Source organism: Duganella sp. BJB476 (assembly GCF_003416895.1).
Taxonomy (GTDB): domain Bacteria; phylum Pseudomonadota; class Gammaproteobacteria; order Burkholderiales; family Burkholderiaceae_D; genus Rugamonas.
The window spans coordinates 301,169-315,742 of record NZ_QVIO01000005.1 but is presented as its reverse complement, the minus strand read 5'-3'; the positions used below and the strand labels follow the sequence as shown (position 1 = coordinate 315,742).

General features: G+C 60.6%; 14 protein-coding genes. 8 read left to right on the top strand and 6 right to left on the bottom strand.

The features are described from left to right. The first annotated feature begins 126 nt into the window (after positions 1-126). Positions 127-579, top strand: coding sequence for an Lrp/AsnC family transcriptional regulator (locus tag D0T21_RS21230; protein WP_116991295.1), 453 nt, complete (start codon positions 127-129; stop codon positions 577-579). A gap of 371 nt (positions 580-950) precedes the next feature. Here the strand turns inward: D0T21_RS21230 and glmU are convergent, their stop codons facing one another. After that, positions 951-2,315 carry a bifunctional UDP-N-acetylglucosamine diphosphorylase/glucosamine-1-phosphate N-acetyltransferase GlmU gene (gene glmU, locus D0T21_RS21225; protein WP_116991294.1) on the bottom strand — a complete coding sequence of 455 codons (1,365 nt, stop codon included), beginning with the start codon at positions 2,313-2,315 and terminating at the stop codon, positions 951-953. 40 nt (positions 2,316-2,355) lie between these two features. Between glmU and D0T21_RS21220 the strand changes: the two genes are divergently transcribed. The 5 genes from D0T21_RS21220 to D0T21_RS21200 all read left to right on the top strand — a co-directional run bounded on the left by D0T21_RS21220 (position 2,356) and on the right by D0T21_RS21200 (position 5,552). Next, complete coding sequence (locus tag D0T21_RS21220; protein WP_116991293.1) at positions 2,356-3,237, top strand: DUF6279 family lipoprotein; 882 nt, start codon at positions 2,356-2,358, stop codon at positions 3,235-3,237. Positions 3,238-3,290: 53 nt separating this feature from the next. Beyond that, on the top strand, positions 3,291-3,947 hold the full coding sequence (gene rsmD, locus D0T21_RS21215) for a 16S rRNA (guanine(966)-N(2))-methyltransferase RsmD (protein ID WP_116991292.1): 657 nt from the start codon (positions 3,291-3,293) through the stop codon (positions 3,945-3,947). Positions 3,948-4,055: 108 nt separating this feature from the next. Further along, positions 4,056-4,556 carry a pantetheine-phosphate adenylyltransferase gene (gene coaD / locus D0T21_RS21210; protein WP_116991291.1) on the top strand — a complete coding sequence of 167 codons (501 nt, stop codon included), beginning with the start codon at positions 4,056-4,058 and terminating at the stop codon, positions 4,554-4,556. Between the two features lie 12 nt (positions 4,557-4,568). Continuing rightward, positions 4,569-4,826: a YfhL family 4Fe-4S dicluster ferredoxin gene (locus tag D0T21_RS21205; RefSeq protein ID WP_116991290.1), complete on the top strand. Its 258-nt coding sequence runs from the start codon at positions 4,569-4,571 to the stop codon at positions 4,824-4,826. Between the two features lie 132 nt (positions 4,827-4,958). Beyond that, positions 4,959-5,552, top strand: a complete 594-nt coding sequence (locus D0T21_RS21200) for a chalcone isomerase family protein (RefSeq protein WP_116991289.1) — start codon at positions 4,959-4,961, stop codon at positions 5,550-5,552. A gap of 43 nt (positions 5,553-5,595) precedes the next feature. Here D0T21_RS21200 and D0T21_RS21195 read toward each other — a convergent pair whose 3' ends face one another. Further along, entirely contained in the window at positions 5,596-5,877 is a 282-nt protein-coding gene (locus D0T21_RS21195; protein WP_229211582.1) for a hypothetical protein, read from the bottom strand. Between the two features lie 170 nt (positions 5,878-6,047). Between D0T21_RS21195 and D0T21_RS21190 the strand changes: the two genes are divergently transcribed. Next, complete coding sequence (locus D0T21_RS21190) at positions 6,048-7,016, top strand: LysR family transcriptional regulator (RefSeq protein WP_116991287.1); 969 nt, start codon at positions 6,048-6,050, stop codon at positions 7,014-7,016. Between the two features lie 13 nt (positions 7,017-7,029). On the opposite strand, the gene D0T21_RS21185 is transcribed toward D0T21_RS21190, so the two are convergent. Both D0T21_RS21185 and D0T21_RS21180 read right to left on the bottom strand, forming a co-directional pair. Further along, positions 7,030-8,595, bottom strand: a complete 1,566-nt coding sequence (locus tag D0T21_RS21185) for a methyl-accepting chemotaxis protein (RefSeq protein WP_116991286.1) — start codon at positions 8,593-8,595, stop codon at positions 7,030-7,032. A 56-nt stretch (positions 8,596-8,651) separates the two neighbouring features. Next, positions 8,652-9,107, bottom strand: coding sequence for an Lrp/AsnC ligand binding domain-containing protein (locus D0T21_RS21180; RefSeq protein WP_008443393.1), 456 nt, complete (start codon positions 9,105-9,107; stop codon positions 8,652-8,654). A gap of 212 nt (positions 9,108-9,319) precedes the next feature. On the opposite strand from D0T21_RS21180, the gene putA reads away from it, so the two are divergent. Further along, the gene (gene putA / locus D0T21_RS21175; RefSeq protein ID WP_116991285.1) at positions 9,320-12,973 is read left to right on the top strand and encodes a trifunctional transcriptional regulator/proline dehydrogenase/L-glutamate gamma-semialdehyde dehydrogenase; all 3,654 of its coding nucleotides are present in this window, start codon (positions 9,320-9,322) and stop codon (positions 12,971-12,973) included. A 55-nt stretch (positions 12,974-13,028) separates the two neighbouring features. On the opposite strand, the gene D0T21_RS21170 is transcribed toward putA, so the two are convergent. Together D0T21_RS21170 and D0T21_RS21165 are read right to left on the bottom strand one after the other, a co-directional pair. Beyond that, the gene (locus D0T21_RS21170; protein WP_116991284.1) at positions 13,029-13,670 is read right to left on the bottom strand and encodes a formylglycine-generating enzyme family protein; all 642 of its coding nucleotides are present in this window, start codon (positions 13,668-13,670) and stop codon (positions 13,029-13,031) included. Between the two features lie 2 nt (positions 13,671-13,672). Further along, entirely contained in the window at positions 13,673-14,359 is a 687-nt protein-coding gene (locus D0T21_RS21165) for a 5'-methylthioadenosine/adenosylhomocysteine nucleosidase (RefSeq protein ID WP_116991283.1), read from the bottom strand. Positions 14,360-14,574 lie beyond the last annotated feature (215 nt).

Here is a 14,574-nt window from a genome sequence, read left to right as displayed (position 1 = left end):
AAAAATAAGTGTAGCCATGCTAGAGCAGTACTTCTGAAATAAGCTTTCTAAATCCTGTATATTTTGGAATATTCTTTCATCACGTCTAAAGCGTGAAATATTATTTCATTTTCTAGGATTATTTTTATGGATGAGATAGATCGTCGCATTTTGAATGCGCTGCAAGTTGATTCGTCGCAAACAAACAGCGAGCTGGCGCTGACGGTCCATGTTTCCGCGCCGACTTGTTTGCGTCGGGTCAAGCATCTGACCGAGAGCGGGGTGATCCAGCGGCAAGTGGCCATCGTGGCGCCGGAGAAGGTCGGCCCCAGCCTGACGGCGATTGTGGAAATCTCGCTGGATATCCAGGCCGCCGAGCGCATGGCCGAGTTCGAGGCCCATGTGGCGGCCGACGAGGCCGTGTTGCAATGCTACCGGGTGGCGCCGGGGCCGGATTTCGTGCTGATCGTCCAGGTGGCCGACATGCCGGCCTATCACGCGCTGGCGCACCGCCTGTTCGCCACGCAGACCAATGTGCGCAATGTCAAAGCCTACTTTTCCACCTTCCGCAGCAAATTCGAGACGCGGATCGCGGTCTAGCCACTTATCCCTGCCTTGTTCAGGTGCTTTTGCACAGGCTTATCCACACTGACTAAAACGCGGGAAATGTTTTCCCGCGTTTTCCACGGCTTTTCCAAGGGCTTTGCACTGGCTTATACCCAAGCTTATCCACAGTAAAAAGTTGTCCTGATTTACTCACATGATTTCCCACAGGCTTATCCACAGCCCAGGCTGAATCGCGGCTGCATGCCGTGGCAAGGGGTCACTTTTTTGATGCAAGGGGAGTTGTCCAACACTTTTCCCTGGCTTATACGCCGCTTCTTCAGGGCTTATTAGCAGGCTTCTCCACATTGTTATCCACAAATGAAAAAACCGGGACGCATCCCGGTTTGGTGTGGAGTGTGGTGCTATTACTTCGGCTTTTTGACCGGGCGGCTCCAGCCGTCCAGGGTGATCTGGCGTGCGCGGGAAATCGTCAGCTTGCCGGCCGGTGCATCCTTGGTCAGCGTGGTGCCTGCGCCCAAAGTCGCACCCTTGCCGACGGTTACCGGAGCGACCAGCTGGCTGTCGCTGCCGATAAAGGCGTCATCTTCGATCACGGTGCGGAACTTGTTGACGCCGTCATAGTTGCAGGTAATGGTACCGGCGCCAATGTTGACGCGCGAGCCGATCGTCGCATCGCCAATGTAGGCCAGGTGATTGGCCTTGCTGTGCGCGGCGACCTGGCCGTTCTTGATTTCGACGAAGTTACCCACATGCACATCCTCCGCCAGCACGGTGCCGGGACGCAGGCGCGCATACGGGCCGATGATGGAAACTTCGCCCACCACCGCCTCTTCGATATGGCAGAAGGGCTTGATGTGGGCGCCGGCCAGGATGCGGGAATTGATGATCACGCTGTGCGGTCCGACACGCACGCCGTCAGCCAGCTCGACCTTGCCTTCAAACACGCAGCCGACGTCGATGGTGACATCGCGGCCGCAGATCAGTTCGCCGCGCACATCGATGCGGGCAGGGTCCATCAGCGTCACGCCCTGTTCAAGCAATTTCAGGGCGATATTGCCTTGATGGATGCGTTCCAGCTCGGCCAGCTGCACCTTGCTGTTCACGCCGGCCACTTCCCACTGCGCCGACGGCTGGGCCGAAACCACAGGCACGCCATCCGCCACCGCCATGGCGACGATGTCGGTCAGGTAGTACTCGCCCTGGGCGTTGTTGTTCTTCAGCGCGCCCAGCCATTGCTTCAGGCGCGCGGTCGGCACCACCAGGATGCCGCTGTTGATCTCTTTAATCGCACGTTCGGCTTCGTTCGCATCTTTTTGCTCGACGATGCGCACAATTTTGCCATTTTCACGGACGATGCGGCCGAGCCCGGTCGGGTCGTCCTGCACCACAGTCAGGATGCCCAGCTTGTCGTTGCCGGCCACGTCCACCAGCGCTTGCAGCGAAGCGGAGGTGGTCAGCGGCACGTCGCCGTACAGGATCAGGGTGGCGGCGCTGTCGTCCAGTTCAGGCAAGGCCTGCATGACGGCGTGACCGGTGCCCAGCTGCGGTTCTTGCAGCGCGGTGGCGACCTTTTCCGGCTGCGCAGCCAGCATCTCCAGCACCGCAGCGCCCCCATGTCCGTAAATCACGCATAATTGGCTGGCAGACAGGCTGCGCGCCGTATCCAGCACATGCGACAACAGCGGCTTGCCCGCCAGCGGATGCAGCACTTTCGGCAACGCGGATTGCATGCGTTTGCCCATGCCGGCTGCGAGGATAACTACGTTCATAGGTGCCAAATCAGAGAGTTAATTAAAGCGAAAGTTTAACATGCCAGATATCCACAACCGCGCACTGCGCCGCCTTTTCCTGATCGTCCTGATGGCGGTCCTGGCCGGATGCAGCTCGCTGCGCCTGGCCTATAACCACGGCGATACGCTGCTGTACTGGTGGCTGGACGCTTACGTCGACTTCAACGCCGATCAAAAGGGCTGGGTCAAGAAGGATATCGACGATCTGTTCCACTGGCATCGCAAAACCCAGCTGCACGACTACGTGCAAGTCCTGCAAACGGGACAGCGCCAATTGGCCGGCAACCCGACGGCGGCCGACCTGATGAACGACTACGACGATATCAAAAGCCGCACCCAGCTGCTGCTGTTCAAGGCGCTGCCGGAACTGGCGGACCTGGTGCGCTCGCTGCAGCCCGAGCAGATCGCCGCGCTGGATAAGAAGTTCACTGCCAACAACGCCGAGTTCCGCAAGAAGAATATGAAGGGCGACAAGGAGGCGCAGCAGAAGTTCCGCTTCAAGAAATCGATGGAGCAGTTCGAGCTGTGGTTCGGCAACTTCAGCGCCGAGCAGGAAGCCCAGATCCGCAAGGCTTCCGACGCCCGCCCGCTGGACAACGAGATCTGGCTGGACGAACGCATGCGCCGCCAGAAAAACATCCTGACGCTGGTGCAGAAGGTCCAGCGCGAAAAGCTGGGCAAGGACGCCACCATGGCGCTGCTCCACACCTTGATCAAGGACAGCTTCGAGCGCCTCGAGCATTCCGAGCGCAAACAGTTCTTCGACACCTACAATGAGTCCACCGTGCAGTTGGTCTTGACCGTCATCAAGATCGCCACGCCGCCCCAGAAAGCCCACGCGCAGAAGCGCATGCAAGGCTGGATCGACGACTTCAACAGCCTGGCGGCGGAACCCCGCTAAGGCCCATATGGTATAGTGGCCCCTGTTGAATCAATGACTTAGAACACAGCCACATGCAAAAAAAGCCCGCCACCAAGCCCGCGAAACCAGCCAAAGTACCGGTCCACGGTCCCCAGCACAGCAACCAGGTGCGCATCATCGGCGGCGCCTGGAAGCGCACGCCGCTGCCGGTGCTGAGCGCCTCCGGCCTGCGTCCGACGCCGGACCGCGTGCGCGAAACCGTGTTTAACTGGATCAATCACCAGCGCGACGGCAATTGGGCCGATGCGCAGGTGCTGGACTTGTTCGCCGGCAGCGGCGCGCTGGGTTTCGAGGCGGCCAGCCGCGGCGCGCAATCGGTGACGATGATCGACACCGTGGTGCCGGTGGTACGCCAGCTGGAAGACATCAAGGCCAAGCTGAAAGCCGAGAACGTGCAGATCATGCGCGCCGACGCCCTGGCCGTGGCCCAGTCGGCCGCCGCGCGCGGTCAGAAATACGACCTGATCTTCCTTGATCCGCCGTACCAGCAGGAGTTCCTCGAACGCTGCCTGCCGCTGTGCACGCGCATTTTGAAAGAGAGCGGCCTGATCTACGCCGAATCCGGCCTGGCGCTGGAGTTCGAAGAGGACGCCGCGCCGGAGTGGATGGCGCCGTGGGAAGTGCTGCGGGCTGACAAGGCCGGGATGGTGTTCTATCATTTATTAAAGCACAAGCAAACGGCAGCCTGAACGGCCCGCATTTGCCGCTAAAAGGGCTGCAAGCAGCCCCAAATTAAGGCAAACAGGGATTTTCAGGCATAATGCGCGTTCTATATTGGTGCACTGCAAGGAGCCGCGATGGTAGTAGCCGTTTATCCAGGAACTTTTGATCCGTTGACCCGTGGTCACGAAGATCTGGTGCGTCGCGCATCCGGTCTGTTCGACACGCTGGTGGTGGGTGTTGCCGACAGCAAGAACAAGAAACCGTTCTTCTCGCTGGAAGAGCGCCTGACCATCGCCAACGAAGTCCTGGGCCACTATCCCAACGTCAAGGTCCAGAGTTTCTCCGGCCTGCTGAAGGATTTCGTGCGCGAGCATGACGCCCGCGTCATCGTGCGCGGCCTGCGCGCCGTGTCCGACTTCGAATACGAGTTCCAGATGGCGGGCATGAACCGCTACCTGCTGCCGGATGTCGAAACCCTGTTCCTGACCCCGTCCGACCAATACCAGTTCATCTCCGGCACCATCGTGCGCGAGATCGCGGTGCTGGGCGGCGACGTATCGAAGTTTGTTTTCCCATCGGTCGACCGCTGGTTGCAAAAGAAAATTGCCGCCAACAACGCCGCCGAGCAGCAATAAGCGAGTTCCATCATGGCCTTGATGATCACCGACGACTGTATCAATTGCGACGTTTGCGAGCCTGAGTGCCCGAACGATGCGATCTACATGGGCGCCGAAATTTACGAAATCAATCCGGACAAGTGCACCGAGTGCGTCGGCCATTTCAATGAGCCGCAATGCCAGCAGGTGTGCCCGGTCAGCTGCATCCCCTTCAATCCCGCCTGGCGCGAGACCGAAGAGCAATTGCGCGACAAATTCGACCGTTTGCAAGCCGCCAGCAAGGCCTGACGAGCCTGAAAAAGCATGACCGTGCGGCCAATTTGCGCCGCCACGCGTTTTTGCGCGACTCCCGATGGTATATTCCAGCAACGCCTACATCGCGGGCGAGATGCGGGCATCTATCATCCTCGGAGACAACTCATGAATCGCAGAAATATCATCAAGAGCCTGATGGCTGCCGCCTTCCTGGCCGGCAGCTTTAGCCTGCCCGCCTTTGCCGCCGTGGAAGTGGCCGGCGTTAAATTCGACGACACCATCAACGTTGCCGGTAAAGAACTGAAGCTGAACGGCGCCGGTCTGCGCACCAAGGTCATCTTCAAGGTCTACGCCGCCGGCCTGTACCTGTCCGAAAAGAAAACCTCCGTGCCGGACGTGCTGGCCACCCAGGGCCCGCGCCGCGTGTCGATCACGATGCTGCGCGAAGTGAGCTCGGAAGACTTCGGCAAGGCCTTCCTGGAAGGCCTGAACAACAACACCGACAAGAACGAACGCAGCAAAATTGCGACGCAGACGATGAAGTTCGGCGAAGTGTTCGCGCAGATCCAGGCGCTGAAGAAGGGCGACCAGATGCTGCTGGACTGGACCCCGGGCGAGGGCACGCAGTGCTATCTGAACGGTAAGAAAATCGGGGAGTTGATGCCGGACATGGCGTTCTACAACGCCGTGCTGCGCATCTGGCTGGGCGACCATCCGGTCGACAGCTCGCTGAAACCTGCCCTGCTGGGCGAGAAGTAATGTTGCGGCGCGGTACCGGAGGCCCGGTACCGTTGCTTAAAACTTAGGCGCGTGCAGCCATGGCGCGCAGTTCGGCCGCATGGCTGGGATCACGTTCCATCGCATTGAGCATGCGCTTGAGCATCATTGCATCGCGCATCTGGCGGCGCTGCAACTGCTCTTCCTTGCTGCGTTTCGGCTTGATGACCAGCATGGCGGCACGCGCCAGGCCGCGCAGCAGCGGTTTGAACAGGACGATCAGCGCGCAGACGGCGCCGCTGACCAGCGCCAGCTCACCGGCGGCGATCAAGGAAAAATTTTGTACGACTGAGATGATGGTAGACATGTTGTAGCACTGCATTTAGAATCAAGTGTAACTATAGTGCAGCGCAACATAAGTATCCAATTTACTTCCCCGATAACAATTATTCGTTTGGTGAATGGGATGCCTATCATTGACGAGAAATCCATATTTCTCGATACTGTACCGACCCCAACCCCACATCCCGAGCCAACATGAGCTTTTTGACGCTGGACTTGAATTTGTTACGCGTCTTCGACGCCGTGATGACAGAGCAGAACCTGACACGCGCCGCCGGCCATTTGGCCATGACCCAACCCGCTGTTTCCAACGCCATCAAGCGCCTGCGCGAAAGCCTGGGCGACGAATTGCTGATCCGCACTGCCTACGGCGTCAAGCCGACCCCGCGCGCCGAGGCGCTGTGGCCGTCGGTGCGCAGCGCGCTGGCCAGCCTGGAAGCGGCCGTGGCGCCGGAAACCTTCGACGTCTCCGCCGCCCACGCCACCTTCCGCATGGCGATGGCCGACGCCACCGCCGCCTTCTGGCTGCCGTCGCTGATGCGCTCGATCGAGAGCGAAGCGCCGGGCGTCAACGTGCGCATGGTGCCGCTGACCACGCGCGAGCCGCGGCCGATGCTGCTGCGCGGCGATATCGACCTGGCGGTGGGCTTCTTCCCCGGCGTGGCGGCGCAGTTGTCATACGAGACCGGCTCGCCGATCCGCCATGAGCGACTGTATTCTGGACATTATGTGTGCGTGATGCGGCGCGACCATCCGCTGTCCAAGGTCGACCTGACCTTGGACAACTATTGCAAGGCCAATCACCTGCTGGTGAGTTTTTCCGGCCGCGCGCACGGCCTGGTGGACGAGGCGCTGGCGCAAATCCAGCGCGAGCGCCGCATCCTGCTGACGGTGAACCAATTCTTCACCGCCGGCCGCGTGGTGGCCAATTCGGACCTGATCACCGTGTTGCCGCGCCACCTGATCGCCTCGACCGGCATGACCGACGCGCTGATTTCCAAGGAATTGCCGTTCACCTTGCCGGCCGTGCACCTGGACATGCTGTGGCACGAGCGCGATGCCCGCAGCCCGGCCCACAAGTGGCTGCGCATGCATCTGGAAGGCATGAACACCGTGGCCCAGCGCACCGCGCCGGGCACGGCGCCCAAGAACGACACGTACTGAACGGCGGTACTGATTACTGGTGGCTGGAGCGGTAGCCGATGCGGAAACCGCCCCAGTGCTTGCCGTTCACATAAATCGGCGCCGACAGGTCGTGCATCACTTCGCCGGTATCGCGCTTGTAGGTTTGCAGCAGGAAGGGCTTGGTGTTCGAGCCGCAGCGCTTGCCGGTGCGGTCGCTGAAGATGCGCTTGGTGCGGTTGTTGACGATATCGACGTCGTAATTGCCCGTCAGCGGCTGCGAAAACTTCTTATTGTGGGTGGGGAAATATCCATTGTTATCCACAGCGCCGGCGTAGGCCAGCTGCGGCATGGCAACCAGCAAACCTTCCTGCAACTGCGGCAGCGCCCGGTCGGTGAAATCGTCGAAGCGGGTCTTGTGCTTGGGCGGGTCGGTGTTCGGGATCGGCGTGTAGGTGCGGTCGAACAGCGCATCGCGCGTGATCTTGCCGGAAGAGATAGCCGCCTCGAATATCCGTCCCACCTGTTCGGCCGTTTGCTGCGCGGCGATGCGGATCGCATCGTGCGAGGTTTCTATCGACGATTCCCCCAGCGCGCCGGTGATGACTTCGGCCCGCTCAGCCAGCGCCATCGCCGAACTGGCGGCGCGCGGCAATTCCTTTTCTGTGGATAACAAGCTGTCGCGGATGCTGGCAATGGCCGTGGCGATTTCTTCAGTCGTGGCGACGTGCTCGCGCGACGCCCGGGCGATCTCGCCGATCTCTTCCTCCGACACGCCGGACGAACGCTCGATATTGCCCAGCAAACCATGCACCGTTTCCACATTGCCGGCCGCATCGCTGACCTTCAGCGCCAGCGAATTCATGCCGGTGGCCGCCTGTTCGGCCTGCTGATTAATCTCGCGCACCATGGTGCTGATTTCGTCGGTGGCTTCCTTGGTGCGCAGCGCCAGCTGGCGCACCTCGCTGGCGACCACGGCGAAACCACGCCCCTGTTCGCCGGCGCGCGCGGCCTCGATGGCGGCATTCAGCGCCAGCAGGTTGGTGCGGGCCGAGATTTCGCTGATGGCCTCGGTAAAACTATAAATTTTGCGGGAATTCATTTGCAGGCTGGCCATGACAGCCGCTGCGGTCTGCGCATCCTGGCGCGCCGTGTTGATGCGTTGCAAGCCGTGATCGGCCTCGGTGCGCCCTGCCACCGTCTCGCCGCGCACCTGGGCGGCGATCTTGGCGGCGCGCTCGGCATTGGCGGCAATGGCGGCGGTAGCCTGCGCATTGTGGGCCGCGCTGCGGACGATGACCCCGGCCGTGCCCACGTCCAGTTCGATTTTCTTTTTGACGGAATCGACGAAATACGAGGTTTCCGCCGCGCCGATCATGATGGCGTCGATTTCGTCGCCGACCACCTGGGCGAAGCGGCGCACGCCGCCCTCGTCCTTATTCAGGCCGGCGGCCCAGCGGGCCACCAAAGCCCCGGTCAGCGCCGCCGGCGCCGCCGTATAGACCAGCGCGGCGCCGTCGCCGGCCGCCAGCTTGAACAAATATGCAAGGCAGGTACCACCAGCCGTCGCGCCCAATAACCACAATCCACGTTGCACCAGCTTGTGCTGCAAAAGCTTCATCTGTCCCCCGTTTTACCAGGCGCCTCGGGCGTCTCGACTAATTTATTTCCTTGATGCTATTTTATGGGCAACTTGGTGGTATTCTTCACCTCTTCCATGACGGCGTAGGTATGCGTTTCGCGTACGCCCTTCTGGAGCAGGGTTTTACCCAGGAATTCGCGGTAGGCCGCCATGTCCTTGACGCGGGCTTTGACCAGATAGTCGAAGCCGCCGGCAACCATGTGGCACTCCAGCACTTCCGGTATCACCTGCACGCTATGTTTGAAGGCGTCGAACACTTCGGGTGTCGTGCGATCGAGCACCACTTCGATGAAAACGAGCAGGGACACATCCAGCAGCTGCGGATTCAATTGTGCCGTGTAGCCCATGATGTAGCCAGATTCGTGCAACTTGCGCACGCGTTCCAGGCAAGCGGCTGGTGACAGGTTCACCCGCGCCGCCAGTTCCACATTGCTGATGCGGCCATCGCTCTGCAATTCCATCAAGATTTTTTTGCTGATCTTGTCTAACATTTCCGGGAACTCCCAAATAAATATTATTTGGTTAAATTGTCGCACTAAAAACAATCTATTGCTAGCCCCCTGCAATACCAGAATTAATCCAGAAGAAATCCCACTACAATCGAATCATCAGCAGTTGACTCAGATTCACGCTCTCCAGCACTCGCAGGCAGAGCGTTTTTTTGCAATCAGCTGCGCCAAAATTTTCCTTCTGAGAGTATTCAATGCAAGCAGCAGCAGCCACCGGTTTTACCCCTTTCGCCGCCATGCAGGCCGAAATCCTGCGCGACCCGATTCCCCTGCGCGCAGCAGTGACGGCAGCCTATCGCCGCGATGAAGTCAGCGCCGTTCAGTGGCTGCTGGAACAAATCAAAAACAACGATGCCGGCACCCTGCAGCAGGCCCAGCAACTGGCACATAAACTGGTCAGCTCGGTGCGCGAACAGCGCACCCGCGCCTCCGGTGTTGATGCCCTGATGCACGAGTTTTCGCTGTCGTCGGAAGAGGGCGTGGCGCTGATGTGCCTGGCCGAAGCACTGTTGCGTATTCCCGACAACGCCACCGCCGACCGCTTGATCGCCGACAAAATCAGCAAGGGCGACTGGCGCAAGCACCTGGGCGAATCGCCTTCGCTGTTCGTCAACGCCGCCACCTGGGGTCTGCTGATCACCGGCAAGCTGGTCTCCACCAGCAGCGAAACCGGCCTGGGCTCGGCACTGACCAAGCTCATTTCCAAGGGCGGCGAACCGCTGATCCGCAAGGGCGTGGACCTGGCGATGCGTATGCTGGGCAACCAGTTCGTCACCGGCCAGACCATCGACGAAGCAATCAAGAACGGCCAGTCCAACGAAGCGCGCGGCTATCGTTACTCCTACGACATGCTGGGCGAAGCGGCGCTGACCGAGGCCGACGCCAAGAAATACTACGCTTCCTACGAAACCGCGATCCACGCGATCGGCAAGGCCTCGAACGGCCGCGGCATCAAGAACGGCCCCGGCATTTCGGTGAAACTGTCGGCGCTGCACCCGCGCTACAGCCGCGCCCAACGCACCCGCGTGCTGGAAGAACTGCTGCCGCGCGTGCGCGAACTGATGCTGCTGGCCAAGCACTACGACATCGGCCTGAACATCGATGCGGAAGAGGCCGACCGCCTGGAACTGTCGCTGGACCTGGTTGAAGCACTGGCCTACGACCCTGAACTGGCCGGCTTCGAAGGCATCGGCATCGTCGTGCAGGCTTACCAGAAGCGTTGCCCGTTCGTCATCGACTACCTGATCGACCTGGCCAAGCGCAGCGGCCGCAAGTTCATGGTGCGTCTGGTCAAGGGCGCGTATTGGGATGCCGAAATCAAGCGCGCCCAAGTCGACGGCATGAGCGGCTATCCGGTCTACACCCGCAAGGTCTACACCGACGTGTCCTACCTGGTGTGCGCGCAAAAGCTGCTGGGCTCGACCGGCGTGATCTATCCGCAGTTCGCCACCCACAACGCGCAAACCCTGTCGACGATCTACACCTGGGCCAAGCGCGACGGCGTGACCGACTACGAATTCCAGTGCCTGCACGGCATGGGCGAATCGCTGTACGACCAGGTGGTCGGCAAAGACAACCTGGACAAGCCTTGCCGCATCTACGCCCCGGTCGGCACCCACGAAACGCTACTGGCCTACCTGGTGCGCCGCCTGCTGGAAAACGGCGCCAACTCGTCCTTCGTCAACCAGATCGTTGACGAAGCGATCCCGGTCGACTCGCTGGTCAAGGACCCGGTCGCCCAAGCGCGCGAACAGGGCGGCCTGCCGCATACCGGCATCGCCCTGCCGCTGGACATGTTCGGCGACCGCAAGAACTCGGCCGGTTTCGACCTGGCCAATGAAGACGTGCTGCGTAATATTTCGGCAGCACTGGCCGCGCCGCGCAGCTGGCGCGCCGCGCCTTTGCTGGCGGGCGGCCTGAGCGCCGGCCAGCCGACGCAGGACGTGAGCAATCCGGCGCAACGCAGCGACATCGTCGGCCAGCTGGTGGAAGCCAGCGCCGCCGACGTTGAAACCGCGCTGACCAGCGCCAGCACTTTCGCCATGGATTGGCAGACCACCGAACCGTCGCTGCGCGCCGATGCACTGAACCGCGCCGCCGACCTGTTCGAAACCAACGCCATGGAACTGATGACGCTGGCGATCCGCGAAGCCGGCAAATCGCTGCCGAACGCCATCGCCGAGCTGCGCGAAGCGGTCGATTTCCTGCGCTACTACGCTGGCGAAGTGCATGGCTCGACCAACACCCTGGCGCTGGGTCCGGTGACCTGCATCAGCCCGTGGAACTTCCCGCTGGCGATCTTCACGGGCCAGGTGGCGGCCTCGCTGGCGGCCGGCAACGTGGTGCTGGCCAAGCCGGCCGAGCAGACGCCGCTGATCGCCCACCGCGCCGTCGAGCTGCTGCACGAAGCGGGCATTCCGCGCGCCGCGCTGCAATTCCTGCCGGGCCGCGGCGAAGTGGTCGGCGCCGCGCTGACCGCCGACGCGCGCGTCAAAGGAGTGATCTTCACCGGCTCGACCGAAGTGGCGCAGCTGATCAACCGCACCCTGGCCAAGCGCGCCGTCGCTGAAAACGCCGATATCCCGCTGATCGCCGAGACCGGTGGCCAGAATGCCATGATCGTCGATTCGTCGGCCTTGCCTGAGCAAGTGGTGCAGGATGCGATTTCGTCGGCTTTCGACAGCGCCGGCCAGCGCTGCTCGGCGCTGCGCGTGCTGTTCCTGCAGGAAGATATCGCCGACAAGACCATCAAAATGCTCAAGGGCGCGATGCAGGAGCTGAAAGTCGGCTGCCCGGACCGCCTCGTGACCGACATCGGCCCGGTGATCGACGCCGAAGCCCAGCAAAACCTGCTGGCGCACATCAACAAGCTGAAGGCGACCGCGCTGAACTACTTCTCGCTGGACCTGCCTTCCAGCGTGACAGCGGCCGGCACCTTCGTGCCGCCTACCGTGCTGGAGATCCGTTCGCTGTCCGAGCTGACGCAGGAAGTGTTCGGCCCGGTCCTGCACGTGATCCGCTACAAGCGCGCCGATCTGCCGAAGCTGATCGAGCAGATCAACGAAAGCGGCTACGGCCTGACCCTGGGCGTGCATTCGCGCATCGATGAAACCATCGACTACATCACCTCGCGCGCGCATGTCGGCAATATCTACGTCAACCGCAACATCGTCGGCGCGGTGGTCGGCGTCCAGCCATTCGGCGGCGAAGGCAAATCCGGCACCGGCCCGAAAGCCGGCGGTCCGCTGTACCTGAAGCGTCTGCAACGCGGCGCCATCACCAGCGCCCAGCACGAGAGCCAAGCGACGCCCGGCTTGGATGCGCTGGCAGTCTGGTCAAAAATGCATGGCCACGAGCGTGCCGCCACCCTGGCCGAGCAATACAGCCGTACCACGATGCTGGGCAGCGTGACCGTATTGCCTGGCCCGACCGGTGAACGCAACACGCTGGCGCTGGTCGCACGCGGTTCCGTGGTGTGCGCAGCCGGCACGCAAGCTGGCCTGCTGAACCAGATCGCGGCGACGCTGGCGACTGGCAATATCGCGTTGCTGACGGCGGAATCGTCCAAATTGCTGCCTGCGGACCTGCCGGCGGTGGTCAAGGACCGCATCCAGGTGGTTGGCTCGCTGGAAAGCTTCGCTGGCGATTTCCAGATCGCATTGGTGGAGACCATGCTGGTCGCCGGCCTGCGCACCTCGCTGGCGGCCCGTAGCGGGGCGCTAGTGGGCTTGATCGACACCAACGAGGATGGCGCCATCCCCCTGTGGCGTTTGCTCGCTGAGCGCGCTCTGTGCGTGAATACGACCGCAGCCGGCGGCAACGCCAGCCTGATGACGCTGGACGCATAACTGTAACGATTACCTGTTGTTGTTTTGGGGGCCAGGATAAAACCTGGCCCTTTTTTTACGCCTGCGATCTGACGACCCTGAATCCGAGATCGTCAATGGCATAGGTGGGATGGCTGCGGCGGCGGTTCGTCGCCAGGCAACCGCGTTCGACATCCGACCAGCCGCCACCCCGGAATACCCGATACAAGCCATAGACCGCGGGGTCGTACTGGTCTTCGCACCATTCCCAGACATTGCCCAGCATATCGTGCAGCCCCCACAGATTGGGCTGCTTCAGGCCGACCACGCAGGAACGGCCGCCGGAATTCTCCCGGTACCAGGCGATGTCGTCGAGTTCGCCATAACGTGGGCCGTTAGTGCCGGCCCGGCATGCATATTCCCATTCCGCCTCGGTGGGCAGGCGATAGCCGTCGCTGCCAGGGATACGGGTGGCGCTGTCTTCATGAAGTTCGTAGCACAGCCTCAATCCTGCGCTAGCCGACAAGCTGTTGCAGAACCGGACGGCATCGATCCAGGAGACGTTTTCCACCGGACTGTGCGGGGAATCGTGGGATGCTGGCCACGCGCCGCTGACTGCCGCGTATTCGGCCTGGGTGACCGGATAGCGGCCGATCTCAAACGATGGAAGTTCGACTACCCATGCGCGACCGGTTCGGTCATCCCGCATTGCGATGGTCCCTGCCGGGATGATCACCATTTCTATGCCTTGCAAAAGTTTTCAATCACCTCAAAAGCATAACGCGAAGCCACGGTTTTGATGAAATGCATGAAATCGACGGCCGCATCGTCATTGGCGTTGTCCGAGATCGTGCGGATGACGGCAAACGGGATGCCCAGCTCGAAACACACTTGCGCGACCGCTGCGCCTTCCATCTCCACTGCCAATAAATCAGGAAAAGCAGCTTTCAAGGCCTGAATTTGAGCCAGTTTGCCTATGAATTGATCACCGCTGGCGATCAATCCCCGGTGTACCCGCGTGGTTTGTGCGGCGGCGACAGCCAATCGCTGGGTCAGGGCCGTGTCGGTCGCGAAGCGCGACAAGCCTGTCAGCGGGATCTCAAACTGTGGAAAAAGCGGGCTGGCATCGAAATCATGCTGAACCAGCTCTTCAGCAACGACGATATCACCAACTTGTACATTTTTATCCCCGCTTCCAGCAACGCCGGTGAAGACGATGTGGGTAACTCTGAACTTTTCCACAAGGATGGAAGCTGTCATCGCTGCTGCAACCTTGCCTATACGCGATAGAACGCACACAGCGTCGATTTCCCAGAGTTTCCCGCCCGTGTACTCCCGCATGCCATGGACGAGCTTGTAGGGGCTCTCAAGGGCTTCTATCAGCCCGTGCTGTTCTTCAGCCAAAGCGCTGATGATGCCTAAACGCATAGTTTTCCTTGGTTTGTAGAGGTGGAGGCTGTGGATTTCGAGCTGCTTTTCCACAGCAGTTTACAAAAAACGATCGATTTTAAGGCGTTTTTTGTGGTCTGGAGTGTTTTTAAAACACGAGGAGGTCTTCAGATTTCGCGTTTTACGGGTTTAGTAGTTTACAAAGGATTTATATAAAAATAGTAGTAATAGTAAACGACCAAAAGCCTGTGGAT